This window comes from Spirosoma soli, from assembly GCF_042684525.1.
Taxonomy (GTDB): domain Bacteria; phylum Bacteroidota; class Bacteroidia; order Cytophagales; family Spirosomataceae; genus Spirosoma; species Spirosoma soli.
In genome coordinates this window covers 243,584-268,635 of the sequence record NZ_JBHULN010000003.1, presented here as the reverse complement: position 1 = coordinate 268,635, position 25,052 = coordinate 243,584, and the positions used below count along the sequence as shown (strand labels likewise).

At 49.8% G+C, this 25,052-nt stretch carries 22 protein-coding genes and 1 pseudogene; 6 read left to right on the top strand and 17 right to left on the bottom strand.

The genetic code is table 11. From position 1 onward, the window contains the following. Positions 1–8: 8 nt before the first annotated feature. From ACFSUS_RS07270 to ACFSUS_RS07240, 7 genes are all read right to left on the bottom strand, one after another. Positions 9–3,209 (bottom strand): SusC/RagA family TonB-linked outer membrane protein, encoded by a 3,201-nt coding sequence (locus tag ACFSUS_RS07270; RefSeq protein WP_381521080.1) that lies wholly within the window; start codon positions 3,207–3,209, stop codon positions 9–11. Positions 3,210–3,617: 408 nt separating this feature from the next. Further along, positions 3,618–4,685, bottom strand: coding sequence for an AI-2E family transporter (locus tag ACFSUS_RS07265; protein ID WP_381521079.1), 1,068 nt, complete (start codon positions 4,683–4,685; stop codon positions 3,618–3,620). Positions 4,686–4,779: 94 nt separating this feature from the next. After that, positions 4,780–6,165 (bottom strand): L-serine ammonia-lyase, encoded by a 1,386-nt coding sequence (locus tag ACFSUS_RS07260; RefSeq protein WP_381521076.1) that lies wholly within the window; start codon positions 6,163–6,165, stop codon positions 4,780–4,782. Between the two features lie 58 nt (positions 6,166–6,223). After that, on the bottom strand, positions 6,224–7,000 hold the full coding sequence (locus ACFSUS_RS07255) for an oxygenase MpaB family protein (RefSeq protein WP_381521074.1): 777 nt from the start codon (positions 6,998–7,000) through the stop codon (positions 6,224–6,226). 72 nt (positions 7,001–7,072) lie between these two features. Beyond that, positions 7,073–7,801, bottom strand: a complete 729-nt coding sequence (locus tag ACFSUS_RS07250) for an OmpA family protein (RefSeq protein WP_381521072.1) — start codon at positions 7,799–7,801, stop codon at positions 7,073–7,075. A gap of 94 nt (positions 7,802–7,895) precedes the next feature. After that, positions 7,896–8,165: a hypothetical protein gene (locus ACFSUS_RS07245; protein ID WP_381521071.1), complete on the bottom strand. Its 270-nt coding sequence runs from the start codon at positions 8,163–8,165 to the stop codon at positions 7,896–7,898. A 76-nt stretch (positions 8,166–8,241) separates the two neighbouring features. Then, a complete protein-coding gene (locus ACFSUS_RS07240) occupies positions 8,242–8,673 on the bottom strand; it encodes a DoxX family protein (protein ID WP_381521069.1) in 432 nt (143 codons plus the stop codon). 134 nt (positions 8,674–8,807) lie between these two features. Between ACFSUS_RS07240 and ACFSUS_RS07235 the strand changes: the two genes are divergently transcribed. Next, positions 8,808–9,788, top strand: coding sequence for a GlxA family transcriptional regulator (locus ACFSUS_RS07235; protein ID WP_381521068.1), 981 nt, complete (start codon positions 8,808–8,810; stop codon positions 9,786–9,788). 174 nt (positions 9,789–9,962) lie between these two features. Beyond that, positions 9,963–11,171: an acyl-CoA dehydrogenase family protein gene (locus tag ACFSUS_RS07230; RefSeq protein WP_381521066.1), complete on the top strand. Its 1,209-nt coding sequence runs from the start codon at positions 9,963–9,965 to the stop codon at positions 11,169–11,171. A 9-nt stretch (positions 11,172–11,180) separates the two neighbouring features. Here the strand turns inward: ACFSUS_RS07230 and ACFSUS_RS07225 are convergent. From ACFSUS_RS07225 to ACFSUS_RS07210, 4 genes and pseudogenes are all read right to left on the bottom strand, one after another. Continuing rightward, positions 11,181–11,306, bottom strand: a pseudogene (locus ACFSUS_RS07225) (VOC family protein); the annotation flags it as partial. Positions 11,307–11,318: 12 nt separating this feature from the next. Next, the gene (locus tag ACFSUS_RS07220) at positions 11,319–11,564 is read right to left on the bottom strand and encodes a VOC family protein (protein WP_381521065.1); all 246 of its coding nucleotides are present in this window, start codon (positions 11,562–11,564) and stop codon (positions 11,319–11,321) included. 27 nt (positions 11,565–11,591) lie between these two features. Then, complete coding sequence (locus ACFSUS_RS07215) at positions 11,592–12,026, bottom strand: DUF3224 domain-containing protein (RefSeq protein WP_381521063.1); 435 nt, start codon at positions 12,024–12,026, stop codon at positions 11,592–11,594. Between the two features lie 240 nt (positions 12,027–12,266). After that, a complete protein-coding gene (locus ACFSUS_RS07210; RefSeq protein WP_381521061.1) occupies positions 12,267–13,229 on the bottom strand; it encodes a helix-turn-helix transcriptional regulator in 963 nt (320 codons plus the stop codon). Between the two features lie 96 nt (positions 13,230–13,325). Here ACFSUS_RS07210 and ACFSUS_RS07205 point away from each other — a divergent pair, with 96 nt between their 5' ends. Next, positions 13,326–13,640 carry a GNAT family N-acetyltransferase gene (locus tag ACFSUS_RS07205; protein WP_381521059.1) on the top strand — a complete coding sequence of 105 codons (315 nt, stop codon included), beginning with the start codon at positions 13,326–13,328 and terminating at the stop codon, positions 13,638–13,640. 130 nt (positions 13,641–13,770) lie between these two features. Here the strand turns inward: ACFSUS_RS07205 and ACFSUS_RS07200 are convergent, their stop codons facing one another. From ACFSUS_RS07200 to ACFSUS_RS07180, 5 genes are all read right to left on the bottom strand, one after another. Continuing rightward, a complete protein-coding gene (locus ACFSUS_RS07200) occupies positions 13,771–16,725 on the bottom strand; it encodes a glycosyltransferase family 117 protein (RefSeq protein ID WP_381521057.1) in 2,955 nt (984 codons plus the stop codon). 116 nt (positions 16,726–16,841) lie between these two features. Then, positions 16,842–17,474 (bottom strand): hypothetical protein, encoded by a 633-nt coding sequence (locus tag ACFSUS_RS07195; RefSeq protein ID WP_381521055.1) that lies wholly within the window; start codon positions 17,472–17,474, stop codon positions 16,842–16,844. A gap of 125 nt (positions 17,475–17,599) precedes the next feature. Continuing rightward, a complete protein-coding gene (locus ACFSUS_RS07190; RefSeq protein WP_381521053.1) occupies positions 17,600–17,905 on the bottom strand; it encodes a RusA family crossover junction endodeoxyribonuclease in 306 nt (101 codons plus the stop codon). A gap of 309 nt (positions 17,906–18,214) precedes the next feature. After that, entirely contained in the window at positions 18,215–19,099 is an 885-nt protein-coding gene (locus tag ACFSUS_RS07185; protein ID WP_381521051.1) for a bifunctional 5,10-methylenetetrahydrofolate dehydrogenase/5,10-methenyltetrahydrofolate cyclohydrolase, read from the bottom strand. A gap of 104 nt (positions 19,100–19,203) precedes the next feature. Beyond that, a complete protein-coding gene (locus tag ACFSUS_RS07180) occupies positions 19,204–19,704 on the bottom strand; it encodes a DUF4385 domain-containing protein (protein ID WP_381521049.1) in 501 nt (166 codons plus the stop codon). Between the two features lie 164 nt (positions 19,705–19,868). Here ACFSUS_RS07180 and ACFSUS_RS07175 point away from each other — a divergent pair, with 164 nt between their 5' ends. Next, positions 19,869–20,582, top strand: a complete 714-nt coding sequence (locus ACFSUS_RS07175; protein ID WP_381521048.1) for a hypothetical protein — start codon at positions 19,869–19,871, stop codon at positions 20,580–20,582. A 17-nt stretch (positions 20,583–20,599) separates the two neighbouring features. On the opposite strand, the gene ACFSUS_RS07170 is transcribed toward ACFSUS_RS07175, so the two are convergent. Then, complete coding sequence (locus ACFSUS_RS07170; RefSeq protein WP_381521047.1) at positions 20,600–21,229, bottom strand: pyridoxamine 5'-phosphate oxidase family protein; 630 nt, start codon at positions 21,227–21,229, stop codon at positions 20,600–20,602. Positions 21,230–21,329: 100 nt separating this feature from the next. Here ACFSUS_RS07170 and ACFSUS_RS07165 point away from each other — a divergent pair, with 100 nt between their 5' ends. Next, a complete protein-coding gene (locus tag ACFSUS_RS07165; RefSeq protein WP_381521045.1) occupies positions 21,330–22,073 on the top strand; it encodes an SOS response-associated peptidase in 744 nt (247 codons plus the stop codon). A gap of 153 nt (positions 22,074–22,226) precedes the next feature. Next, complete coding sequence (locus ACFSUS_RS07160) at positions 22,227–24,902, top strand: TonB-dependent receptor domain-containing protein (RefSeq protein WP_381521043.1); 2,676 nt, start codon at positions 22,227–22,229, stop codon at positions 24,900–24,902. Positions 24,903–25,052 lie beyond the last annotated feature (150 nt).

The following is a 25,052-nucleotide window of genomic DNA, read 5'->3' as shown; positions in this document are numbered from 1 at the left end:
GCTGACGATTAAAGCGTAAACGAAACACCCAGTACCAGGCTCCTGGCCGGGCTAAATGCGTTGCCGGTTACTCCGTTAAATTGTTGCTGAACGTTCATACCCTTCCGGCGGGATAGAATGAGCAGGTTTTCACCACTTACGTATACCTGGGCACCTTCCAGAAACAGTCTTTTAGCCAGTGTGCTGGGTAACTGGTAGGAAAGCGTAACGTTACGGAGGTTCAGGTATGTGGCGTCGGTGAGCCACCGGTCCGAAGTGCCCGCATCAAAATCTGTTGTCCGGGCTGCGTCCATTCGGGGCACATTGGTGATGTCGCCAGGATTTTGCCAGCGGCTCAAAATGTCTACGTGTTTGGCACTACCATAGCCCCCCGAACTCATTAAGGCAGCATACGTAGCATCGTATGTTTTGCCACCTATTTGATAGACGGCTAATGCCGAAAGCGAGAGTCCTTTGTAGCGGAACGTATTGGTAAATCCGCCCGACAAAGCCGGTATGGCCGAGCCGCTATAGTGGTAACGAGCGTTGTTCAGGCTAGTTGTAAGCGTATCGCCGGCTTCGGTAATGCGTGAGTTATTGGCCACAAAATTAGCGGCCCGGTACTGAGCCTCGCCCGTGGCTGGATTAACGCCCATATACTCACGCACCCAATAGTCGTACACTGAGCGACCTACTGCCAGCTTTTTGGTTCCGTCAATGATTTCAGGGTTCTCGTCCGGCATTTTTGTGATCTGGTTCTTGATCCGGGTTGCGTTCAGATCAATGCGCCAGACAAAGTCCTTGATACGAAGCGGCTCAATGCCAAGTTCTATTTCAAATCCCCGGTTATACATCGTACCAATGTTCCGCGTAACGGTTGCTATACCAGCTGACAAAGGTAGAGGTACCGCAAAAATCAGGTTGGCAGACTGGCGGTTGAAGTACTCGACCGTGCCTGATACGCGACCTTTAAACAGGCTGAACTCCAGCGCTACGTCGAAGGCGTTACTTGACTCCCACTCCAGGTTTCGGTTTCCAAGACTTGTTTGCAGAATACCCGCTTCTGAAGCATTGTTCCAGGAGCCTAAGCCATACAAGGGTTGCCAGGCGTAATAACTAATTGTGTTATTCTGGGCAAATTGAGCTGTGTTTCCACCACCATCATTACCCGTTTGTCCGTAGGAGGTTCTCAGTTTTAACGAGTTAATACTTGGAATAGATCGTAAGAAATCTTCCTGATCTAAACGCCAGGCTCCGCTGACCGAATAGAAGTTTCCCCAACGGCTATCTGTATAAAACTTACTTGAGCCATCGCGCCGAATCGAAGCCGACAGAAAGTATTTCTGATCGTAGTCATAGTTAACACGCGAGAAATAACCTTCAACCCGACGGGTGTTGTACACCGAAGACAGAAAAGTGGTTGTTGTAAAGTTGGCCAGTTCGTAATTACCTTCCAGAATCTGTTGCGAGCGCGACCCTTCCAGGTTATTGTCATTGAGCTGGAAGTTTTCGTGGCCTAACAAGACATCCAACGTATGCTTTCCAACCGACTTGTTGTAGTTCAGCAATTGGTTGAGGTTGTAACTGGCGATGTTCTGAAACTCATGTGAAGCACGACCCGCCGGAGCCCCATCCCCGACTTCCGGGTTTCCATAGGTGTAGGTATTATTATTGGTAATGTCAGTACCAATATTTGCCGAAAACTTGAAATCTTTCAGAAAAGTAAGCTCGGCGTAACCACGCGCACTGAGTACGTTTCGACGAAGGTAATTCTGATTCAGTAGGGTTTCTGCCACTGAATGGCGGCCCCCAAACTGAGGCCGGGCTGGTAGACCCAAAGCCGTCAGATTACCGTAATCCCAGCGTCGGTCGCCATTAGGTAGCGTAAGGAACTGCCCCGGATTGTTCGGATCATAGGCGTAAACCGGATAGATCGGGCCGATATTCCGCGAAAAGAAGAAAGGGTTTACGAATGTTGTGCTTCCCCCATTACCCCCCGCATCTGCCTGATTCGACTTCGTAAAGGTAGCCGCCAGGTTAGCTCCGGTCCGGAACCAGGATTTCATTTGCGAGTTAATGTTGAGCCGGCCGGTGATTCGCTCGAAGTCGGAGCGAATCAGGTACCCTTTATCGTTCAGGTACGACAGCGACACAAAGTAATCCGACTTAGCTTGCCCACCAGCAAAGCTTACGTTTAATTCGTCGCGGTTGCCCTGACGCAGCATAGGCTTCTCCCAATCCAGATCATCAGGCGAAAATTTGAGCTGAGCATTCGGATTCATTTGCCCATTGACGTCAACTACCTGATCATCTGGTACATTATATACATTGTAGCCGACCAGGCTAATCAATCGGTTCGTAGCATCCTGATTAGCCGTTGCCGGGGCCACAGGATTCGTGGCTCGATAGGCAATGCTATTCCGGTACATTTCCCACATCAGCGGGTAGTATTGACCCACGCCGACCCGGTCGTACTCCGGAAGACCTCGTGAGCTAAATCCTTTGGTGTAGCGAACATTAATTGTGTTACGGTCTTTCTGGCCTTTCTTAGTTGTCACTACGACTACGCCATTAGCAGCTCGGGCACCATATAAAGCAGTTGATGCCGCGTCCTTCAAAACTGAGACGCTTTCGATGTCATTAGGGTTAATACTGGCAATGTTACCTGAGTATGGAATACCATCTACCACATAAAGTGGATCACTGCCCGACGAAATTGACCCGAAACCCCGGATACGGATGTCTGGAGCCTCGCCGGGTTGCCCATTGCCGGCCGTTGTCTGAACACCCGATACTGCTCCGGAGAGAATCTGCGAAATATTAGTAGCAACACGGGTTTGAATTTTGTCTGGAGAGAGCGTACCAGCTGAGCCTGTGAACGACGCCCGTTTGGCAGTTCCAAACGTAGTAACGATTACTTCGTCCAGATTGGCTGCGTCGGGAGCCAAGCTAACGTCGATCGTCGACTTGTTACCTACAACGATTTCCTGGGACGAGAAGCCAATGTAACTGAATACCAGTCGACCGTTGGCCGGAGCGTTTAACCGGAAATTTCCGGTAGCGTCGGTGGTTGAACCGCGGGTTGTGCCTTTGAGCTGTACACTCACACCCGGCAATCCCGAGCCGTCTTCTGATGAAGTGACACGGCCACTCACTGTAACATCCTGCGCTAATACGGGCAAAGCAAACAGGATAGTCAGTAGCCAACTGCCTGATAAAAGTTTTCTCATGAAGTAGATTAAGTATAGTTTTAACCAAATTTTAATTTTTAACAAAAGTACTATCTATTTATAAAAAACAATATAATATTCTGGCAATTTATTAATTGTCTACTTATAATATCGTATAAACCTGTTTTCGTGTAATATATAAGAAGTTTATAATTTATTATTATAAAGTTTATAAAAGAAGGCACCAATTGTGCTGTGGGTAGAGTAACCCTAATCGGCCAACGGGGTAGGCCGGTTTGTGGTTGACGTTGAAAAAACAGTTTAAACTGTTGCCTGTCGATACGTGCGGGAGTTCTATCAACAGGTGTATGGCTGGTTAGTTATTGAACACCGGTCGGAGGCCAGATAACACAAGGCCGTAGTTTCAAACTACGGCCTTGTGCAACCAATAAAAGTTTATATGGCTTCCTACGTCTCTCGCTCAGCGGCTTCTTGTACTCGTACCTGATCGACGGCAACTTCCTGCTCCAGTGAGCGGTTATCGCGTTCAAAGACTTGAATTAGAACAATAAAGTACGATACCAACAGCGGCCCGATCACTAATCCCAAAATACCGAAAATGGGGACGCCTAATACGATACCAGCCAGCGTAACGAGCGGGTGAATGTCGCCCATGCGCTTGGCAAGCATAATCCGTAAGAGGTTGTCAATATTGATGATGACGACGATACCAACAACCAGAATACCGATGCCCTGGCCGGTGTCGCCCTGCGAGAGCTTAATCAAACCGGCGGGGCCCCATACCAGGGGCGTACCAAGCACCGGTATGAACGCCATGAAAAAGCCCACTACGCCCCAGAACGGTGCATCGGGCACGCCAAAAATCCAAAGCGTCAGGCCCGTCAAAGCCCCCTGTACCAAACAAACGAGTACCTGACCCAGCACGTTGGCGTTAACGTTGTTTTTCAATGATTCGCCCAGCTCTCGCTGCGTATCACGCTTAAAAGGGAGGTATTTCTGAAGCCCTTTCTGAAAGGTTTCCTGTTGTACATACATGAAGTAGAGTGTAAAGAACATCAGGCCAATGATGACAATGAAGTTCAACGCCCCTCCGGCCAACGATGGGAGCAGCCGACTGGCGTAAGTAGCGCCCTGTTGCACAATCTGACGCACATTCTGCGGACTTGTAACTTTAAAACCAGTCAGCTCTTCGCCCTTGTGAATCAGATTTAAAATGTCGTCGGCGTTCTGACTATAGTACTGAATGCGGCTGATGAGCAGCAGGCTCAGGGTTAAAAAGGGTAGAATGATAACAACAAGGGAAAAAATAATGATGAGTGTCGTTACCAGCGGACGATTCCACTTGCGTTTAATGGCTAACGCCGTAAACCAGGGGCGGAATACGACGTACAGAATACCCGCGCCCAGAAAAGCCGACGCGTAACCGCTTAGGCCGTACAGAATGAAGCCTGCAATGATGATAATGCTCGTGATGAGCAAAACCCGTTGCTGCTTGGGTGTATAGATAGTTGCCATGTTCGCAAAAACAAGTAGGTAGGGGTCGTTGAATCAACCTTAGTGTCGTTAACACATCAAGGCCCCCTAATTGTTTTTTCCAGCTAGCTAACTATCAACACTCTGTGGCACTTAAGGCGAGTCCAGCTTCGGACGTCTCCTTATATTTCGTCGACATATCGCGGCCGGTGGCTTTCATAACCTTGATCACCGCATCGAGTGAAATCTTCTGGAACGAAGCCGCGCCGGACGTAGCCAGCAGAAAGGCGTTGTAGGCTTTAACCGCGCCCATGGCGTTCCGCTCAATGCAGGGAATCTGAACGTAGCCACCGATGGGATCGCAGGTCATGCCGAGGTGGTGTTCAATGGCAATTTCAGCCGCGGCTTCAATGGCACTGATTGACCCGTTTGGTTGGGCACAGCGTGTCAGGAAAGCGGCTCCCATGGCCGAAGCCGTACCAATTTCGCCCATGCAGCCCATTTCTGCCCCGGAGATGCTAGCATTGTGCTTCACCAAAAAACCAACGGCCGCAGCCGCCAGCATGCCGGCCCGCAGTGTCGCCCGGTCATAGTGAAAATGGTGTTTGGCCAGATACGTCAGGCCCGGAATGACGCCCGATGCTCCTGACGTGGGAGCCGTCACAACAATACCTCCAGCGGCATTCTCTTCCGATGCGGCCAGGCAGTAGGCGTTCAGAAAGATCAGAAAGCTATCCGACGAATGGCTCATGCCCTTGGCCTGCTGAAATAAAATAGGCGCTTTGCGGCTGAGCTTAATCGAGCCGGGCAAGGTGCCTTTCTGACGAAGTCCGCGCCGGACAGCCTTGTGCATGAAGTCCAAAATCTGATCGAGCCGCCGATTTACCTCGCTTCGACTTTTACCCGTCAACCTCATCTCGTTAGTGATCAGCAACTCGTCGAGCGTAAGGCTGTGTGCTTTTAGCAGCGCTTTCAACTCGGCCATCGAGCTGTATGGATACGGTACGGATGCAGTCGTCAGTGGGGTTTCGGGTTCACCTTTTCGGATAATGAACCCGCCCCCAATTGAATAATACTCTGCTTCCAGCAGGACCTGGTCGTGGGCCAGCAACTGAAGAACCATGGTATTAGCGTAGGGAGAATCGTATCGTTTTCGCTGAAAATAGATTTGCTCTGGGCCGATACTAATCGTTCGATCTCCTACCGGAACCGCATAAACGACGGCTGAATCTTTTAGTAAACCTAGCAGAGCGTCGGGGTCGGTTGTTTCAGGTTGCCAACCCAGCAGACCCGCTACGACAGCCCGGTCGGTACCGTGTCCTTTTCCGGTAGCGCTGAGCGAACCATATAAATGAACATGAATGGCATCAGCCTGTTGGGCAACATCAGGGGATAGACTGCCTAACCGCTGTCGAAAGTCAAAGGCAGCTTTCATTGGGCCAATCGTATGCGAACTCGATGGCCCCGGTCCAACTTTGAACAAGTCGAAAACGGAGGTGGTGATGGGCGTACTCGAAGTCATGTTGATGAAGAAATGATTGCCGATAGGTGCAGCCAGCGACAAACACCAAATGGCAATCTTATTTGTCTAAGTCCTGAATCTGTGCAAGGTACTCAGTCGGTAACAGAATTCGCTGTACAACGGAGCGTAAACCAGCCGCATTCAGGATCTTATACAAGCCAATGGAGTAGGAAAGCAGCGGTTTTGTGGGTAACCCCAGCAAGTTACTAACCTGCTCGGGCACTAGTACGGCCTGCGCCTGTCGAAGCAAATCATACCGCCAACTGCCTAGTTGCTCCCGATACCGCATAAACAGTTTGTTGGTGTATTCGCTACGTACCAAGTCGCGGTTGAGGTGAGCCTGCCGGTCAACTGTCCAGTCGGCATAAGATGTGGGCAAATCTGGTACGTTCATGCCCGCACCGACGGCCCGAAAGGTGGTGAATACTTCCTGACGTTCGCCATCGGTTAAGGGGCGGTGCAGCGTTTCAAATGCCCGTTGTGAATAGTCGATGAGCATGTATAACACATCGCGGTAGGCCCAATCTGGAATCTGGTAACCCCGTTTCTGTTCAACCCCCCCGTGAATAGCTCCCATGCGGCTGATGGCTTGCCGGGCTTTATGTTCAGGCGCAAACACAATCTCCTGGGCGTAACGTACCGTTGAAAAGAGCCGGGCAATCGGATCGGCGGGGAGCTTACCCGTAAAAAATAGCCAGTCTACTGCTCGGTTGAGGGCAAACTCGGCGGCCGAACCGGCAAACACCAACAATATCACATCGGCGTCGCCCCAGATTCGACGGACAATGGAATCGGGTTTTACAAAATAAGCCGTTGATTGTTCACTCGTTGTCATTAACTGGTTGTGGGTTATTCAAGACAAGAACACCATTACAACGCAATTAATAACCAATTCGTAACTAAAATTTTACAGAGCCAGCACGACAAATTCGACGCGTCGATTCTTGCGTTTGTTTTCTTCCGAGTCGTTGGGAGCGGCCGGTCGTGTGTCGCCGTAGCCATTGTAACGCAGTCGATTCTCGGCAATACCGTTCCGAAGCAGGTAGGTCGTAATGATTTTCGCCCGGTTTTCCGACAATGCCTGATTCAGTCGCCGGTCGCCAACGTTATCGGTATGCCCCGCAATCTCAATCACTAGTTTTGGGGTATTGACCAGAGTCTTCACCAGTTTATTCAACTGGGGGTACGACTCCGAGCGTAGCACGTAGCTGCTTTGATCGAAGTACACATTATCGAGCCGGAACGCCTGGTTGACCTGCAAGTTGCGAAAAACGCTGTCGGGCTTGGGTTCTTCTTTTTCCATCCGGACAACGTATTCATAGTCTGGGCAGGTGTCGCAGGAAACCACCATTAATTCTTCACTTTCATAGTAACCTGGCACACTGCTTATAACATTGAGGGTATCGGTCCGGGTCAGTATAAACGAGAATGGCTTGCCTGATTGACCCTTACCCGAGAACTTCTTTTTCGCTAGTTTAGCTTCTACCGTAAATTGAGCCGATAGTTCAGCCGACGTTTTGTCGTCAACGGCTTTGAGGGTAAAGACGGTTTTCTGGGTTTTAACGGGCGGATTTACCTGACCATATCCGTAAGGCAAGAAGGCCAGATACAGCAGGAAAGCTAGCACAATACGCATCACGGTATCAGAAATGGGTTAGGGAAATCACCACAAATAAGATGCCGCTTTTACGCTTTCTGGTAACACCCCCGCAGAAAACGCCGTTTTACGATTACGATGGCAACAAGTAACAACGCAGTAAAGCCATCGAATCAATAGATTCATCGCCGGGTAACACCTCAGCGATGAATCCGTATTGATTGAGCAGATCGATAACAAGAGAAGCTTCAACAAGGCCATTTTTGTGTTCAACCCGCAGAATTTTCTCGCAGTCTTCCAGATCAAAACTGGCCGTGTGACCTGCAAAGGTTTCGTGGAGGCAATCGAGGAGCACATTTGCGTGGTCCTGATCGCGAACATCTGTCTTAAACACTTCGATCATTGCCTGGGTCTGTTAAAGGTAGAATAGGTTATTGGAACGTACTGCTTATAGCGGTTTGGAAAAGGTGTTTACTTGATCAGGATTTCTTTGCCTGTTCAAATTTCTTCCAAACGAAATACGTAACGAATAGTACGGCGAGCATGAAAACGGGCGCTATCAACAAGCCTGTATCGTCGCCGACGAAGGCTCTTGAGGCAAAAGCGCCCAGAAAATTAATTGTAAAGCCTGCATACGCCCATTCTTTAATTGTCTGGAATTTCGGTTGAATCAGGGCAATGGCTCCCAGAATCTTGGCGATACCGAAGATGACCATAGCATAGATTGGGTAACCGAGGTGGCGCATTACTTCCTGGCCCGTTTCTTCCCGAGTAACCCCCGCAATGCCATCCATAAGCATCAGCAGCGAGAAAAGACCCGTCAGCGTCCAGTACAGAATTGTGATGAATTTGCGGTTGCCAGTTGATGTAACTGTTGACAGGGGCATGGCAGCAGGGTTGATCGTGTTCATTAGATTGGGTGTTTAAAAGGTTAAAGGTTTCGTCTATCACCCTAGCAAAGGTAGCCGGACCTATAGTAAGGTAAGGGGTGCAAATCCGACGATTTTGGGGTAGATTGCGACATAGAACCTGGTTAATTTCCTCCATGAAACATATATCAATCCTGGTGCCTAAGGGCGCTGTTCTAGGTAGCGTTGAGGGGCCTCGTCAAGTATTCACCGAAGTAAATAAGTACTTATCTACCCTCGGTAAACCGGCCTTTTGCAAGGTGCAGTTAGTTGGCCTTTCGCAGGAGGTGCCCGTGGCCGGTGGTAAGTACACGGTGTACACCGATGCCCTTGCCGATGACATCCGAAAAACTGATTTGATTATCATACCTGCTCTGGATGGCGATCTTCAGAAAACACTGGCTATGAATCAGGATTTCATTCCCTGGATCACCAAACACTATGGGAAAGGAGCCGAAGTGGGTAGTCTGTGCGTCGGCGCTTTTTTGCTGGCGTCTACAGGCTTGTTAGCTGGTAAGCAATGCGCTACGCACTGGATGGCTGCCAATCAATTCCGGCAGTTATTTCCGGATGTACAGTTGGTTGAAGACAAGATTATTACCGACGAACAAGGGATTTATTCGAGTGGGGGCGCATTTTCATACCTCAATCTGATTCTGTACCTGATCGAAAAATACGCGGGGCGGAATACGGCGGTGTTTATGTCGAAGGCCTTTCAGATCGAGATCGAACGGACCAGCCAATCTCCGTTCATCATTTTTCAGGGGCAGAAAGGGCACGGCGATGAGGCAATTAAAAAAGCCCAGGAATACATTGAGCAGAACGTTGAAGAGAAAATAACGGTCGATCAGCTAGCGTCGATGTTTGCCATTGGGCGCCGAAATCTGGAGCGTCGTTTCAAGAAAGCCACGGCTAATTCCGTTGTTGAATACATTCAGCGGGTCAAGATCGAAGCGGCTAAAATGAGCCTGGAATCCTCGCGCGGTAACGTAAACGAAGTGATGTACAGCGTTGGCTACTCAGACCCGAAAGCATTCCGGATTACGTTTAAAAAGATAACAGGCTTGTCGCCGTTGGAGTACCGCAATAAGTACAATAAGGAACTGGCAATGGCTTAATGTACCGGATAAATTTGTTTTTGACAGGATGAACAGGATTGGTTGCGGTTAAGCTAATCCTGTTCATCCTGTCAAAAAAAGCGCAGTCTCATACACGAATGGGTCCTCTGGGCAACGAATTGGTAAAAATTGCCAGAATAGCTAACAAGCGACTACGTTTGGAGTTGACACTATATGCAATCCGTAACCACAACCTCATCGCGTAATAAGGTTGACTCGTATGAGTCGCCGGACTTTTACTGCCTGGATGACCTGCTGACGGCCGAGCACAAGTTGGTACGGTCGGCCGTTCGCGACTTTGTGAAGCGGGAGATAACACCCATTGTTGAAGATTACGCGCAACGGGCGGAGTTCCCTCAGCACCTGGTCACCAAATTTGGTCAGATTGGCGTATTTGGCGCTACCATCCCAACCGAGTACGGTGGGGGAGGACTTGATCAGATCTCCTATGGACTGATGACGCAGGAAATCGAGCGGGGTGATTCCGGCCTGCGCTCCTGCGTGTCGGTGCAGAGCTCCCTAGTCATGTATCCGATTTATGCGTTCGGGTCGAAGGAGCAGAAGCAGAAGTATCTGCCCCGGCTGGCCAAAGGTGAATTGCTTGGGTGTTTCGGTCTGACTGAACCTAACCACGGCTCCGACCCCGGCAGTATGGAATCGAACTTCATTGAGCGTAGCGATTATTATCTGCTCAACGGTTCAAAACTTTGGATCACCAACGCGCCCATCGCCGACATTGCCATTGTCTGGGCCAAAAATGAACAGGGTAAAGTGCGCGGTCTGATTGTGGAACGGGGTATGGAAGGCTTTTCAACGGCCCATATCGACAACAAATGGTCCCTGCGCGCCAGCACCACGGGTGAGTTGGTGTTCCAGGATGTGCGGGTACCCAAAGAAAATCTGTTGCCCGAAGCGTTTGGGTTGAAGAGTGCCTTGAAATGCCTCGACCAGGCTCGCTACGGCATTAGCTGGGGCGCCTTGGGTGCCGCTATGGAGTGCTATGAAGTAGCCCGGCGCTACGCCCTGGAACGCATTCAGTTCAACAAACCCATTGCCAGCTTTCAGCTGATACAAAAAAAGCTAGCCGAAATGCTGACCGACATCACCCAGGCGCAACTACTTTGCTGGCGGCTCGGTATGCTGAAGAATGAAGACAAAGCTTCCACCGCTCAGATTTCGCTCGCCAAGCGTAATAACGTCGAAGTCGCTTTACGCATCGCCCGGGAAGCTCGTCAGATTCTGGGTGGCATGGGCATAACGGGCGACTACCCCGTAATGCGCCACTTAATGAACCTTGAATCGGTTAGTACGTACGAAGGTACACACGATATTCACCTGCTGATTTTGGGGGCAGAGATTACGGGCATCCCAGCCTATAAATAGCGTTGTTCGTCAGACCTCTGCGGGAGGAGCGTAGGTAACAAGGGCAATGCCGATGCCGTCGGGATCGACAATCGCAAAATGACGGTCGCCCCAGGGTTCGTCTCGCAGTTCAATGGCAATGGGAACGCCGAACGCTTTTGTACGTTCCTATTCTTCATCCACATTCGCGACTTCAATGGTTAAGTAAACGCCTTTTTTCGCAAATGCCGGTTGAAACAGGAGCTGCTGCGTAGGATGATCACGTAATAAAAAACCTAGTTTAGCCTGATGGTTGGGCGTATGGAGCAAGACATAGAATTCGTTCTCGAACGTAACGCCGAAATTCAAAACCTGAGAGTAGAACTGCTTACTTTCCAGCAATCGGCGGGTGATGATACTTGCATTCAGTTTCATAGGAATTGTTGGTTCTGCGAAGTTTTGTTAAATGTGAATTGCACAAGTGAGCGTAAGGGTCGAGTGGCTTCCTGCTAAGGTTACAAACTGGCCTTCACCTTGCAAACCAACTAGTCCGCGGGTAGCACTGCCCGGCATTATAGTTAGCTGGCCCGTGGCTATACCTTGCTTATAGCTGCCTACGCTCTGCAAAACGAAGCTACCCGAGCGGTCGCCTATGCAACCGACAACGCGCTCCATACTGACGAAGCTACAGGAGCCGTCGGGTCGGTACATGAGCAGGTATTCTTCCCAGCTTTCGCCTTCTACATCTCCCTCTAACAGGTTAATCACGTTTGCACGAACAAGCGTAGGGCCATTGGCCAGTTCATCGTATGCACTTTCCTGCCAACTTTTAACCCTGCGTCTTGCGTGCAGGATATGATCTATGAAGGATGTCGAAAGGGCTTGCGGGGTCTGCATAATCCTAAGCGTCTAGCGGTGAACTATGACCCAAAGATCAGGCTATCTACTGACAACAGTGTGTCAGCAGGATGTTACAACGTCGCAGGAACGTAATGGATGTTATTAAATGGTCATTCGTGATCAGGTGCTGTCAAGAAGTGCCGGGCGAGCTACAGGGCGGTCGTAAGTTGTATGCTTCTTAGCAGTAACAATGCTTGACAAACACCTGACTATACCTGGCCACGAATGACTACCTAGTCAAGGCATGACGGGCTGCTCGGCCAAGTAGTGCTCGCGTAGCTCTTCGGTCAATCGCTGCATTATGTTCAGTAGCAAATCGGGTTGCTCTATGGTTACCGATTTTCCGTACATCAGCAGCCAACGGGCGAGCCCTTCAACATAAGGTGTCAAGAAGTGAATGCGTACAAAGCCGTCAAGAACTTCTTCGCTTTGAAACCCGTAGATGTGTTTCTGCTCCTGCAGGTAACGGGCCATTTTTTTAGGAAAAACAACGGTAGCCGCAATAGAGGGCATGTCGCAATCCATGCGGTCCAGGTATTCCTGAAGCGACAGGCGTTCGTGCCGGGCGAATCGTTGCCCAGTGTTAGTTAGTTCGCGTATTCGATCGACCCGAAAATCGCGGTAGTCCTGGCGCGTTCGGCAAAACGCAATTAAATGCCAACCCGAGCCGTAGTGATATAGGCCAACCGGTTCAACCTCACGCTCGGTTTCTGTATCGTTGTAGAGTGAATGATACTGAAGTTTAAGAACATGGTGCTGACCGATCGCTTTCTGAACGTCATTCAATAAGCTGTTGGCGTAAGGTGTCCGGGTAATTGGTCGGTGAACATCAACGTTAGGCGCTAAATCGTCGAGGTGCTCCTGGTCAGGACGTCTCAACACGGATTTTATCTTGAAGAGAGCAGAATCAAACTCCGTACGTACTGAATCGTCGGTCCATTTTTCGATCAGCTTGGCACCGAGCAGCAACGCGCTGGCTTCGGCGTTGGTGAACATGACAGGTGGCAGGTGATAATCCGTCAGAAAGTAGCCGACGCCTGCTTCTGCTCCAATGGGAACGCCTGCTTCTTCCAGCGATCGGACATCGCGGTAAACAGTTCGCAGGCTAATGCCAAAGCGATCAGCAAGCTCCTGGGCGCGGACAACCCGCTTGGTTTGCAAATGAATTAGAATGGCAGTCAGGCGGTCAAGGCGGTTCATAACGGGAGGAGGGTCTACGAATTTATTGCGAAAATAAACCCGATTGCTGAACAAGTACACCTGTTTTACGGTAAAGTGGTAACGCAACCTCAAAATATGATGAACCTCGCCGACACTACCATCACGGATAATCACCACAAACACCGTTTCGAGCTGAAAACGGATGATAAGTTATCGATTGTTGAATACCAAAATGTGGACGACGAAACGCTCGCTTTGACGCATACTGAAGTCGATCCAAGTCTGGAAGGGCAGGGTGTCGGTTCGCATCTGGTGAAGGGGGTACTAGAATACGTAGAGCGGAATAACCTGAAGATTGTGCCGCTTTGCCCATTTGTATCGGTGTATCTCAAACGCCACCCCGACTGGAACCGGGTTGTATCAACGACTTATAACGTGAACGATTTCTGAGGATTTACTTGCTACAAGTACGCGTAAAAAACTCCGGCCTGTTATCACTACGTAGCGATAACAGGCCGGAGTTTTTTTTAACCTATTCACACTAAACTCTAACTATTTAAAGTGAGTTGGTGCAGGCTGATTAACTGAATGAGTTGATGTGCTTCTGGAAGATGGCTTCAAACTTGTTAGCCGCAGCTGTTTGCTTAGCTTCTTTGCAGGCCTCAACAATCGTTTGCAGGATGTACAAATCTGCGTCCGGGTTACCAAACCGCCCCTGGCCGCTCTTGGCGTAGGTTAGGTTCTGGTCGGCCCGGGTCGCCATCGTGTTCGCTATATCCAGTGCCTTTTTGGCATCGCCCACCTCAAATAAGAAGCGTACGTAGTTCGACGAGATCTGGTCGAATGGTATACTCTTGTCGGGGATCACTTTCAGCGAGTAATCAAGTACTTCGCGTGCTTTGGCCTTGTTGCCTTCGCGAATGAACTGATCGGCCAGCCGGAAGAAAGCGATACGGGCGGAGATTACCGGTGGTCCCTTGTACGTCTCATCATAATACACATCTGGATTGTCGAACTCCCGCCAGAAGGTCTTTTTGGTCATATTGGTGTACATGATGTTCGAGTTGACGTACCCATCGGTTGCGCCAGGAACGGCCACCGGCATCAGCCGATAGGCATAGCCCTCCAACTGCATGTAGTTCTTCAGGTTCAGATAGTTGTCGCCCGCGAGCGTACTAGAGAAGTAGATAGGCCGCTGCCAGTTGTTGGTGGCAATCATGTCGAGCATGATCAGGTCAGGCTTATACAGGTCTTTCTTGCCAATGGTCCATTGCAAGGTATCCTTCATCAGAGGACGCAGGGCCGCCGGTACGAAATTCGCTTTGTCAATGGCTGCCTTATCGATTGGTAGGAATAGTACCGACGACGGCAATACACTGGTCATGTCGCCATTGGTCAACGGAACCTGCACGGCCGGGCTGTTCGTCTTGATCAGGTTGATATACTGCTTGAGATCAATACCATTCTTAACGCCAGCTACTTCGTAGAACGGTACAATGTCGTTCTTGCCTTTGTTGAAGTTGTCGAACTCCAGCGAAATCGGCAGCGCTTCTGACTCGTAGGTTTTGCGCTTCATTTGCTGGATGTACCACTCGGTGCCCAGCAAACTCAGGTTACACACCCGTACGTCGCGCCGGAAGCCTTCTACCTCCTGCACGTACCAAAGCGGGAACGTATCGTTGTCGCCACCGGTAAATAGCACGGCATTGGGCGCGCAGGAGTTTAGCAAGTTCTTGGCAAAGTCGACCGATTGATAGCGGTGATTCCGGTTGTGGTTGTCCCAGCTCTTGGCGCCCATCATAACCGGTACCAGCAGACATAAACCGGCTACCAGACCGTTACGCATGGTGGCTGATTTAAGCGTGTTACGTAGTCCTTCGGCAATCGCCATTACGCCCAATCCCAGCCAAATGGCAAAGAAGTAGAACGAACCAACGTAGATGTAGTCCCGCTCACGAGGTTCGGAGGGGGGCGAGTTCAGGAAGACCTGCAGGGCGATACCGGTAAATAGGAACAGCAACCCTACAATCAGCAGATCGCGCCGACGCCGGTAGTACTGGAAGACGATACCGAACAAACCCAGCACAAAAGGCAGCATGTAGAAGTTATCGCGGGCTTTGTTGGTCTTCAGCAAGTCGGGGGCGTTCTGGTCGGAGGACCAGGGCAGGAGATAGCCCGCGCCTTCTTCGTCGCTTTCCCGCCCGGCGAAGTTCCACATCAGATAGCGCCACCACATGTGACCCAGCTGGTAGCTGAACAAGAACTTCAAGTTGTCTCCCATAGTCGGCTTCTGACCTTCCGCTAACCCAAGCATCTGGCGATACAGCTGAGGGTGATTTTGCTGGCTACTGTAGACTCGAGGGAAAAGCATTTCATCACCCGGTGCGTAAACGTACTCGGGCTGGTGATCGAAGACAACATACTTGTTACCTTCTTTTTTCCACATGGGGGCACCTTGCTTCTGATCGATAGGGCGGGCCGTGAAAACGGGGCCATATAGCAATGAGCGGCTACCGTATTGTTCCCGGCGTAAATACGACAGGAAGTTCAGCTCATCACTAGGATCGTTTTCGTTGATGGGCGGGTTGAAATCCGCTCTGACTAACACCTGCATGTAGGAAGCATAGCCAATCAAGACGAACGCCAACGCCAGCAGTGAGGTGTTCAGCACCACGCGCTTCTGGCGAGCCGACCAGATAATACCGTAGACAACCGCGCCAAGGAAAACGATGGTAAAAAAGATAACCCCCGACGTGAACGGCAGGCCAAGCGTATTGACGAAGAACCGCTCAACGGCAAACGCCATGCCGGGCAATCCCGGAATGATGCCTGAGTTGATGACGCCGAGAATAACTAAGCCAATACCGAAGGCCGTCGCCCCGCCCCAGAACGTAGGTTTGGGGTACTTTTTGAAGTAGTAAATCAGCGCCAGCGCGGGTAGCGTTACTAAGTTCAGTAAGTGAACCCCGATGGATAAGCCAGTCAGGTAAGCAATGAAAATAAGCCAGCGGTTAGCAGCTGCTTCGTCCTCAATGCGTTCCCATTGAAAAGCGGCCCATACCACGATGGCCGTGAAAAACGACGACATGCCATATACCTCGGCTTCGACGGCCGAGAACCAGAATGTATCGGAGAAGGTGTAGGCTAACGCGCCAACCGCTCCTGTGCCAATCACCAGCAGCGTATCGGCCGTGGTGTAGTCTGACTCATTCTTAGCCAGAAGCTTTCGGGCTAGTAACGTGATTGTCCAGAACAGAAAGGCGATGGTGAAGGCACTCGCCAGCACTGATGCCATATTGACCCAGTAAGCCACGCTGGTCAAATCGCCGAGCGACAGCATTGAAAAGAGCCGGCCCAGCAACAAAAAGAAAGGAGCCCCCGGCGGGTGCGGTACCTGAAGCTTAAACGAACACGCAATGAACTCGCCACAGTCCCAGAAGCTGGCGGTCCGTTCGACGGTGCTCGCGTAGGTAATGAGCGCGACGACAAACACGAGCCAGCCCGTGAGGGTGTTCAGGCGTTTAAATGATTGCATATGAAATTAGAATTAGCAGACTGCTTTTAGGTAATTGCCGCCAAAAATACGCAAAAAAACAGCCCGTTCGGGATGGAACAGGCTGTTAAAGTTTGTTAAGGGGTGAGGAGCTCAAACTAGTCAGAGGTGTCAACGCTTACTGATTTCATTTGCTCAACAGCTAATTGCTTATCGGAGGTATAGGTGAGAACAGCATCAAAGCTACATGGGAACACTTCCACACTGGCTATACCATCAAAATCAAACGGTTCTATAAGTGAATTGGCGTAGCGGAGCTCAACTTCTATTAATGCATTTCCATTGACAACTATATCACCTGTTTCGTTTACTGTAACTTCATTAAGATTGACGCTAGTAACAGAGGTTATATTTATCTGCGCATAAAGCTTTTGCAAGTCATTAGGAATATGTTCTTTGAAGTAATCCAACAACAGCGATTCAATGTTCGGTACCGTAATTTTCTTACGCTTGGGCGGAATGGCAACTACAACTAAGAACTTGTAATTTTCTTTTGTACGTACATAGTCTCCTATAGCGGTAAGTTCTTCTCGCTTTTTAGGTGTCATCTTGCCCGCCTTCACTTCAACTACAACTACCTCATCACCTTTTCTGGCCACCAAATCGGCTTGATATTCACCAACCTTTTCTGCCCTGGTCACCAGATAGCCTTTAGCCTCATAATCGTCCATGAGTTGATCTATGGCTATGTCATGCAGATAACGCTGCAAATATTGTTGCCTAATTTCCATCTCTTTCTAAGTTTAACCGAATCATATCCGCTGTAAAACGACCACATTCAATGTATAATACATGTTCTTCGGTGTCAAAGGCGTCAAGAAGTTGTGATCCTATACTACCTTCTAAGCCAGAAACATCAAGTATAGCAAAAGTCGTTTACGGCCAGATTGAAACTTCCAGCAGTGCGCATTTTTACCTGCTTATCATCAATAAACAGGACATCTTTTAAAGAATCCCAAATGGGCTTACTTAGGTTATCTGCATCAATACCAATGTCAGTCTTAAAGAAGTGGTATACAAGGCCGTATAATTCTATTTCGGCGGGTATAGGCACATGCTCTGGGTAACTTTCTCTAAAAGCGGTCTCTAGTCGACTGTGGTAACTGTGGACTTTCTTGCTGTTATAAGACTTAGGCTTTACGTTGATGACAAAACTGTACACGGAACGAATTCGGCAAAAATTGAGACATAATTACCTTAAAACTCTGTATACCTCACCCTGTGCAGCTTCAATTGTTCGGTTAGCTGTCTGAGATGATAAAGCGATTTGTTGGATTCGGCGCACCGTTGCTGGGGAAAAAAACTGTTCTCCTGTTATCGAGTTGACACGGGCCGGTACGTTTTCAAAGACAAAAATCTGCCCATCAAGATCAAGAATATATCGGACGTTGGTGTCAGTCAACGATTCCTCCGGCCATGCCATCTCCTTTTCATTATTTTTTATCTCGCACTTTATCTTGTATTTCCTCAATCATGCAGAGTACACCTCACCCCGGGCAGCTTTCACCGTGTTCTGCATCAGTGAGCAGATGGTCATGAGGCCGACGCCACCGGGAACGGGCGTAATGAAACTCGTTTTTGGCGCTACTTCGTCAAATTTTACGTCGCCTTTCAAGGCAAACCCACTTTTCTTTGATGCATCCGGCACACGCTCCAGGCCTACATCAATCACAACGGCGCCTTCTTTAACCATGTCGGCCGTGATGAACTCGGGTCGGCCCAGGGCGGCTACCAGAATGTCAGCTGAACGGCAAATTTCGGCCAGGTTTTGCGTGCGGCTGTGGGTTAGGGTAACGGTGCAGTTGCCGGGATAGTCGTTCCGCTGCATTAAAATAGACATGGGCAAACCCACAATCTGACTGCGGCCTACTACAACGCAATGCTTGCCAGCCGTTTTGATATCGTAGCGTTTAATCATCTCTAACACGCCCTGTGGAGTTGCCGAAATGTAGGCTGGCAGGCCCTTGGCCATGCGGCCGATGTTGATCGGATGAAATCCATCTACGTCCTTCGCGGGGTTGATGGTTTCCATCACTTTGTCGGCTGAGATATGATCCGGAAGGGGGAGCTGCACGATCAGACCATCCATGTCGGGGTTGTTGTTTACCTCGCGGACTTTATCTAACAGTTCAGCCTCAGACACCGAAGGATCGAAACGGATGAGCGTGGAGTGCATACCGACCTCTTCGCAGTTTTTCATCTTCGAGGCTACGTAGGTTTCCGAGGCACCATTGTTGCCAACCAGAATGGCCACCAGGTGGGGAATCTTGCCGCCCTGCGTTTTTATCTGCGCGACTTCAGCCGCAATTTCCTGCTTGATTTGTGCCGAAAGGAGTTTACCGTCAAGGAGTTGCATGAGTATGGTTTTGTGTTCTTAGCGAAGCCGGTAACGTCGTTTGCGGTAAGATTTTACACTGTAATGACGTTAGCGGTGCTGCAAAGGTCGCAAAGGATTAGGAACTACCCATATTTTTCCTGCCACTCCTTCTTAAGCCGTTTATAGTCTGGGTCTTCGCGCGCTTCGAGGTACTTACCGTAAAAAATTCGGGCCGATTCAGCTTTGATGGGGTCTTCCTCGCGCGGAAGCTGCTCGCGGCCGTGAGCGCCTGATCGGCCTTTTTGATCGTCGGGAACGGGGCCGTCGTATTTCTGACCGGTTTTGTGGTTAGCGTATCGTCGGGATCGGGTATAGCCCATTTGCAGAAATTTGCGGGCCATGTCCATGCCAATAAAGTCGCCTTTCATTTTATACTCCAAAAAGAGCTGATAAATCTTTTCTGACGACTCCTGAGCGATTTCGGGTGTTTTAAACTTCCAATGAGGCAAAATCTCGGATTTGTAAGGTTGGACTAACAGTACGCCCTGCTCACCTTTTCCAACACGGTACAACTCGGGGTGCTCTCTTATATTCAGCGTGCGGTAATCAATGTCATAGTTAAAAGCCCGATCATGTGCTGCCATAAGAAAAATCGATGATTGAAGCATATAACTGTTGACAGCATAAAATGCTTACAGGCATAGACACAAAAATGGTGTGACCAGCGTACTGGCTTATACGTCCGTTACAACACTAGGTCATGTTCGGGGTTTTGTGTTATAATCTCGTTCGTAATTTCTAACGTAGTATGCTGCATTCTGTACGTATCGTTGCCCTGTTCTGGTTGATAGCTGGATTCAAGCTATACGCTCAGCCAGTAGAATCAGGGGATACGCTGGAGTTTAGAAAGAATGAACATCCCGATAAACCGAAATTTATTTTTGAACTTGATCAGCGTTTTTTCTACTTCAAAGACGCTGATTTACCTTTGCTACGTAATCCGATTAATGTGTGGGGAGCCCGGGCGGGATTCTTACTTCCTGCCAATGTTAAAGTCGGTATTGGATATTACTTTACGGGTCAGCAAATCCACGAATCGTGGGAAGGCTACGATGTAGTTTATCGACGGTTACAGTACGCAACGACTTATATAGAGCCTTATTTCTTCCGACGAAAATATTGGGAGTTAAGTTTGCCCCTGGAAGTAGGGCTCGGTGCGGCACGCTATGACGTAATTGACATCGACAACCAACAAGCGGATTCTCGTCGAACCGTAGCCGTACCGCTAAGCATTGGCCTGTCGGTATCCGTCAAATTTCCGCCGTTGCGGGGGTTGCGGGCGCTTCGGTGGTTCGGCGTCAATCTTATGAGTGGCTATCGTTACACTCTTCAGCAACAGGTTCCCATTGGGCCAGCTACCTTAAACGGAGTGTATTATTCCGTCAGTCCGGCCGTATTTCTGGACCGATTTTACGAAGATTTTTCAGCCTGGCGTCAAGCCCGTCGGGAGCGTAAGCGTTAAGAGTGAAGCCACACCAACTATGGGGCCAGCCATACCATTTTCCCTACCGGTTCATACTGAAACTGAGCCCGTGTTTGGCCTTTGCGGCTGAGGTGTAGATATTCCATGATCAACACGCGACATTCGATAACCGCGAAATTGATCCGTCCCGCTTTGCTTTCTTGCTCGCTGGGGAGGTTCTCGCCCAGGTGCTCGGGAAAGCCTGGGTATGGGGCTGGCTGCTCGCTGCCGGGAGTCCGCTCCGATAAATATGACTTACGACCACCAACCCACAGATTCTCCCAGTGTTCGTCGGCAACGTAGTCGTCGGTGTGTAAACGGGTTTCGATATGCAGCCGAAGTTGAACCTGGCGGTTTTCGTCCCAGAGTAATAAGGTAGCATTGGGATGAGCTTCCAGTTGAATGACTTTCTCGGCGCGGGCATCGGTATGAAACCATAGGTACTTATGAACTTCATCTACCTGCCGCAGTACGACGGTGCGCGCATCGGCCCCGGTATTGGTGGAGGTCGCCAGGGTCATTGTTTTAAAACCGTCTTTGTCTTGACTGAGGGCCGCCGAAAGCTGTTGCCAGGTGTCGCGTTCGAGGTCGGCCAGCGAGCGGTCAGTATCGCCAATCGTAGCGGTTGGCTCATTGGGTTGGTTCATGAGATGGTGTAAGGTATTCAGTACATTGTTGTGATTGGCATAACCGGAGGGGGTGTTTATTTGTTTAGTACGACACGCCCTGTCGCGTATGCCATAGCTCATGTGCTTTCATAAATCACTTGCCGTTACGTCTCTTGAGCTCGAAGCTCGCTATGAAGCTCAGATGCCTCCGTCGGCAAACTTTCAGCCCGTTTATCACGCGAATGCCTACCAATTTCCAACGTGGCCCATTGTGACTCGCCAGGAGCCTGGTAGGTTCCAGATGATACAATGGGGCCTGATTCCGAGGTGGGCCAAAACCCGCGACGATGCCGCCGACATCCGAACCAAGACGATCAACGCCCGCTCGGAAACTGTTTACGAAAAACCGTCCTATCGATCGGCCGCTCAGTCGGGAAAGCGGTGTCTGATTCCAGTCACTGGTTTCTACGAGTGGCATACCATGGGCAGCAAGAAGTTTCCTTTTTATATTACGTCTACTAGCCAAAAAATAACGTCTATTGCCGGCTTGTGGGACGAATGGCCCGATCCCGAAACTGGGGAGTTGATAGCCACGTACACACTCCTTACTACAGATGCCAATCCGTTACTGGCGGCAATTCATAACACCAAGAAACGGATGCCCTGCCTGTTAACACCCGACGCTGAACACGCGTGGCTGCACGACGATCTGACCGAGCAGGACGCCTTGAAACTACTGGCGGCTCAATATCCGGCGAGCCGGATGCACAGCATCAGCATCAGCAAACGCATTACGTCACGGACTGAGCCGAGTGATGTTCCAGAAGTAATGGCACCGTCAGAATACGCAGAACTCAAAAATCACCCAGAGCTTTTTGCTTAAGTAATAGCTTCCGCTCGTACTTACACAAGGCCGTTTGTGTATTATTCTGAGATTACCTTCATTTTAGCTGGAAATTTGGTCAACTAAGTTGTCTTTATAAGAGAACTGAACTCAACTTTGTGGGCCAAACCTGTATTGAATAGTTACCTGAACATGAAAAAAGCATTACCGTTTTTATTTGTTGGTTTAACAACATTAGTGGCCCCGCGAGCCGCGTGGGCGCAGTTCCCGACCTTGCCCGGTGGGGGAGGGCAACGGCCAACGGGTGTCATCCCCGGCACATCTACCGACGACTCACCCCGGGGTAATGCTAAGCTGACTGGCGTCATTGTAGACTCTACGACCAACAAACCGGTTGAGTTTGCCAGTGTCGCCCTGATCAATCCTCAGACAAAAAAGCCAATTGACGGTACCGTGGCCGACGATCAGGGTAAGTTCACCCTTAATAAGTTGCCGCAAGGTGAGTTTCAACTGTTAATTTCGTTTGTCGGTTATCGCAACAAAACCATATCGAGCGTTAAGCTTGATCGCCGGGGCGACGTAGCACTCGGCACGGTACAATTGGCGCCGGATATTCGGACGTTGAAGGAAGTAAATGTTGTTGGGCAGGCGGCTTTAGTTGAAGAGAAGGTAGACCGTTTAGTATACAACGCCGAAAAAGACGTAACGAGCAAAGGTGGTGATGCCACTGAGATCATGCGGAAAGTGCCACTCTTGTCGGTGGACTTAGATGGTAATGTCAGTCTGCGTGGCAGCAGCAACGTTCGGGTGTTGATCAATAATAAACCCAGTACGATTGTGGCCAGCAGTGTAGCCGATGCTCTCAAGCAGATTCCGGCCGATATGATTAAGACGGTTGAGGTCATTACGTCGCCATCGGCTAAATATGACGCCGAAGGCTCTGCCGGTATCATCAACATTATCACGAAGAAAACAACCTTACAGGGCTTTACGCTGAATCTGGATTCGGGCGTGGGCAACCGGGGAAGTAACCTTGGTCTGAACGGGAACCTACGAACGGGTAAGATGGGCTTTAGCCTGAGCGGATTCGGACGGGCGAACTACAACGTTCGGGGTAAGTTTGCCAATACCCAGCAAACCATCAACGGTAGCAACGTAAATACCACCGAGCAGTCGGCCGATACGCGCAACCAGGGTGTCTTTGGACAATACACGCTCGGGTTTGACTATGACATCAGCAAGAACAGCGCCATTACCGCCAGTTTGCGATACGGGGCTCGGAATAACGTGCAGTATCAGGATAATTTTATAACTAAGTCGAGCGGTGCCTATTTCCCGGTCTACAATGCCCGAAACGTAGAGACAAAAGACTTATCGGGAACGGTGGATGCCAATATAGATTACACGCATACCTATAAGCCACAGCAGGAGTTAAGCGTTTCGGCACAGTTTAGCCGCAACAACCGGAATAACGATTTCACGGCCGACATTCTGAACGCGTCCGATTTGGCGACGGTTACGTCACGTCAGCAAAACCTGAACAACAGCTACAACCAGGAGTCAACGATTCAGGCTGACTACCAAACTCCTATCGGAAAAAATCAGTTGATCGAGTTTGGTGGTAAAGGCATTTCGCGCCGGGTGGAGAGTAGCTATAGCTATAATTTTGGGGTAGGTACTGGGCCTTTTCAAATCGATCCAACCCGTCCGGCCAATACGCTGAACTACGACCAGAACATTGCCGCTGGCTACTTATCGTACACCATAACCACCAAAAATAAGTATACGATTAAAGCAGGAGCCCGGTATGAGTACACAACCATTCGGGCTGACTTCTCAAGAACGCAGGCGGGTGAATCAGGGGCTGTGGCCGGACAGGATCTGGGCATTCCAGATTACAGCAACTTAGTGCCCAGCATTAACATTTCGAAAGCACTTAAGGGAGGTAAAACGATTAAACTGGCTTACAACCGCCGATTGCAGCGACCGGGTATTCAGTTCCTGAACCCGAATCCGAATGCTGCCAACCCAACGAATATCACACAAGGTAATGCGTTTCTGTCGCCTGAGCTAACGGATAATTTCGAGTTCAGCAATAGCGCCTACATCAAAAGTGTCTACGTGAACGCTACGCTGTTTTACCGGCGTACCAGCAACTCAATCACGAGCGTACGCACTACTGATACGACCGGTTTCGGTAATATTATAAACCCGGCGTTGCCTCTGCCAATTATAACCACCTATGAGAACATTGGTCGGGAAGAAGCTTATGGGGTGAATTTATTCGGTAACGCAACGCTATTCTCAAAATGGCAGGTAGGTGGTGGTTTCGACGCTTATTATGCGAACTTGACTAACAACAGCTCCATCTTATCCTACCGCGCCAGCAATTCGGGTTGGGTCGTAACGGGTCGATTCTTTACGAGCCTGAACCTGAAGAACGGATGGGGCGTTCAGGGCTTCGGCTTCATTCGAGGTAAGCAAATTCAGCTGCAAGGCTATCAGGGCGGATTTGCTTTCTACAGCCTTGGTGTCAAAAAAGACATGAAAGACAAACGAGGTAGCTTCGGTATTGCAGCCGAAAACTTTTTTAATCATCCATTCGTGGTCCGATCTGAATCGAGCTCGCCAATTTTCAACCAGAGCAGCGTAACGAGCCTTTACAATGCGGGCATACGGGCTAACTTCAGCTACAAGTTCGGTAAGCTCAGCTTCGATCAACCCCAACGCCGTCGGGGGCGCGGTGGCAACGACGACCTGAAAGACGAAGGGGGCGACAACGGCGGTGGTCAGCCGCAACAGGGTGGTGCTCCTGCCGGTGGCGCACCAGCAGGCGGTAACCGGGGCGGTGGCGGACGACCGAGATAAGTAGTAGATTACTGAGGTAATAAGGAAGAGATCGGTATGTGCCGATCTCTTCTTTTGTGTAGCTAGCCGTAAAATAACCCTAACTTCCTAAATCAGGTGAGGGCAACTAGGTGAATGATTGAAGCAAAACTGTTAATTGATGTCTGACGA

Coding starts and splice junctions, on each gene's coding strand:
- ACFSUS_RS07260 (WP_381521076.1), bottom strand. CDS start 6,165: ATGACTTCGAGTACGCCCATCACCACCTCCGTTTTCGACTTGTTCAAA.
- ACFSUS_RS07195 (WP_381521055.1), bottom strand. CDS start 17,474: ATGGAAATTAGGCAACAATATTTGCAGCGTTATCTGCATGACATAGCC.
- ACFSUS_RS07175 (WP_381521048.1), top strand. CDS start 19,869: ATGCTGCATTCTGTACGTATCGTTGCCCTGTTCTGGTTGATAGCTGGA.
- ACFSUS_RS07200 (WP_381521057.1), bottom strand. CDS start 16,725: ATGCAATCATTTAAACGCCTGAACACCCTCACGGGCTGGCTCGTGTTT.
- ACFSUS_RS07160 (WP_381521043.1), top strand. CDS start 22,227: ATGAAAAAAGCATTACCGTTTTTATTTGTTGGTTTAACAACATTAGTG.
- ACFSUS_RS07245 (WP_381521071.1), bottom strand. CDS start 8,165: ATGATCGAAGTGTTTAAGACAGATGTTCGCGATCAGGACCACGCAAAT.
- ACFSUS_RS07270 (WP_381521080.1), bottom strand. CDS start 3,209: ATGAGAAAACTTTTATCAGGCAGTTGGCTACTGACTATCCTGTTTGCT.
- ACFSUS_RS07165 (WP_381521045.1), top strand. CDS start 21,330: ATGTGCTTTCATAAATCACTTGCCGTTACGTCTCTTGAGCTCGAAGCT.
- ACFSUS_RS07215 (WP_381521063.1), bottom strand. CDS start 12,026: ATGCAGACCCCGCAAGCCCTTTCGACATCCTTCATAGATCATATCCTG.
- ACFSUS_RS07180 (WP_381521049.1), bottom strand. CDS start 19,704: ATGGCAGCACATGATCGGGCTTTTAACTATGACATTGATTACCGCACG.
- ACFSUS_RS07205 (WP_381521059.1), top strand. CDS start 13,326: ATGATGAACCTCGCCGACACTACCATCACGGATAATCACCACAAACAC.
- ACFSUS_RS07220 (WP_381521065.1), bottom strand. CDS start 11,564: ATGAAACTGAATGCAAGTATCATCACCCGCCGATTGCTGGAAAGTAAG.
- ACFSUS_RS07185 (WP_381521051.1), bottom strand. CDS start 19,099: ATGCAACTCCTTGACGGTAAACTCCTTTCGGCACAAATCAAGCAGGAA.
- ACFSUS_RS07210 (WP_381521061.1), bottom strand. CDS start 13,229: ATGAACCGCCTTGACCGCCTGACTGCCATTCTAATTCATTTGCAAACC.
- ACFSUS_RS07170 (WP_381521047.1), bottom strand. CDS start 21,229: ATGAACCAACCCAATGAGCCAACCGCTACGATTGGCGATACTGACCGC.
- ACFSUS_RS07250 (WP_381521072.1), bottom strand. CDS start 7,801: ATGCGTATTGTGCTAGCTTTCCTGCTGTATCTGGCCTTCTTGCCTTAC.
- ACFSUS_RS07240 (WP_381521069.1), bottom strand. CDS start 8,673: ATGAACACGATCAACCCTGCTGCCATGCCCCTGTCAACAGTTACATCA.
- ACFSUS_RS07255 (WP_381521074.1), bottom strand. CDS start 7,000: ATGACAACGAGTGAACAATCAACGGCTTATTTTGTAAAACCCGATTCC.
- ACFSUS_RS07235 (WP_381521068.1), top strand. CDS start 8,808: ATGAAACATATATCAATCCTGGTGCCTAAGGGCGCTGTTCTAGGTAGC.
- ACFSUS_RS07265 (WP_381521079.1), bottom strand. CDS start 4,685: ATGGCAACTATCTATACACCCAAGCAGCAACGGGTTTTGCTCATCACG.
- ACFSUS_RS07230 (WP_381521066.1), top strand. CDS start 9,963: ATGCAATCCGTAACCACAACCTCATCGCGTAATAAGGTTGACTCGTAT.